Annotated in this window: 2 protein-coding genes; both read left to right on the top strand. The window is 61.0% G+C overall.

Annotation, left to right across the window (positions count from 1 at the left end; genetic code table 11):
* The first annotated feature begins 58 nt into the window (after positions 1-58).
* Positions 59-463 carry a hypothetical protein gene (locus NFJ07_RS25520; protein ID WP_269998896.1) on the top strand — a complete coding sequence of 135 codons (405 nt, stop codon included), beginning with the start codon at positions 59-61 and terminating at the stop codon, positions 461-463.
* Positions 464-495: 32 nt separating this feature from the next.
* Entirely contained in the window at positions 496-1,494 is a 999-nt protein-coding gene (locus NFJ07_RS25515; protein ID WP_269998895.1) for a DDE-type integrase/transposase/recombinase, read from the top strand.
* Positions 1,495-1,512 lie beyond the last annotated feature (18 nt).

The following is a 1,512-nucleotide window of genomic DNA, read 5'->3' as shown; positions in this document are numbered from 1 at the left end:
CCCTCATCGTCAAGCTGGTTGTGAGTCATTCATTACCTGTTGATTGAAGGAGCCGGCGATGGCCGTTGATAACAAGGGTTTTACGCGTGAGGAGATCCGTGAGTTCATGCATGAGTACTATTTGCAGCCGCACGGGACGAGGAAGGAATGGATGGCCTCGACGTCCGTTTCGGAATGGACGTTCCGCAGGTGGCGCAAGATGATGGTCCAGGGCGATATCGACCGTGGCCTGATTCCGCGGGAGCATGGAGGCATGGTCCCAACGAATCGTGAACTCTCCGCGTTTGAAAAAGCACGCGCGAAGGAAATGGCTGCCCACCGTGCAGAAGTCGAAAAACTCCAGAAGCGGGTGCAGGAGCTGGAGGACACGAATTCCGCGCTGGGAAAAGCTATCGGGCTCTTGCACGAGTTGAGCGTGCCAGAGCCCGATACAACCCCGACGAGCGCTCACGACGATTCATAGCGGCCGAGAACACTCTGGTCCTGGAGCTGCATGTGATCATCGGCTCCCAGCGGACAGCGCTCAAGCTGGCGGGCGTCTCGCGCGGGACCTGGCATTACCGGTCCAATCCCCGTCCGGCGGTGCAGCACCAGATCCACCAGGCCGACCGGGCCTACGAATCCCGGATCAGCACCGCGCATCAGGACCGGATCCTGGGGCTCATCCTTGCCAGCTGGGAGAAGGGCAACTCCGTTGACCATGCCTTCGCCACAGCCTGGGACAACGGCGTGCTGCTCGCCTCCAACCGCTCGTGGTGGCGGATCGCGGCAGGGTACGAGGACCAGCAGGCCCGCCCAAGCATCCCGCGCAAGCGTCGGGGAACGCGTGGTTCCTCTGAAAAGCCGGTGGTCAAGGCCACCGGGCCCTGCCAGGTCTGGTCCTGGGACATCACCGACATCTATTCCAAGTGGCAGCGCAAGGTTTTCAAGGTGTACTCCATCATGGACATCTTCTCCCGGGAGATCGTCGGCTGGCGGGTGGAGGAACGCGAGTCCGACCACCTCGCCGCGGAGATGTTCAAGACAGCCATCGCCCGGCACGGCGCGCCGCGCATCGTGCATGCCGATTCAGGCCCGGCCATGAGATCAACCCTGCTCCGTGACACCCTCACCGCCCACGGCGTGGAACTCAGCCATAACCGCCCGTACGTCTCCAACGACAATCCCTTCTCGGAGTCAGGCTTTCGCACGATGAAATACCGGCCCGGCTACCCCCGGATCTTTAACGATCTCGAGGCCGCCAGGGAGTACCTCACCTGCTACGTGCACTGGTACAGCACCGATCACAAACACTCCGGCATCGCACTGTTCTCACCATCACAAGTCCACGACGGCTCGTGGAAAGAACTCTGGACCAAACGAGACAAAGTCCACCAGGACTACTACGAACAACACCCAGGAAGATTCCGCCGACGACCCACCACACCGGCCCCCGCCACACACGCCGGAATCAACCTCCCCAAGACCAAAACACCCCAAAAACCAGCCCAGTGACTCCACACAGCTTGACAA

The organism is Arthrobacter sp. B2a2-09 (assembly GCF_027587375.1).
Classification (GTDB): domain Bacteria; phylum Actinomycetota; class Actinomycetes; order Actinomycetales; family Micrococcaceae; genus Arthrobacter.
This window is presented reverse-complemented; position numbering and strand designations above follow the sequence as displayed.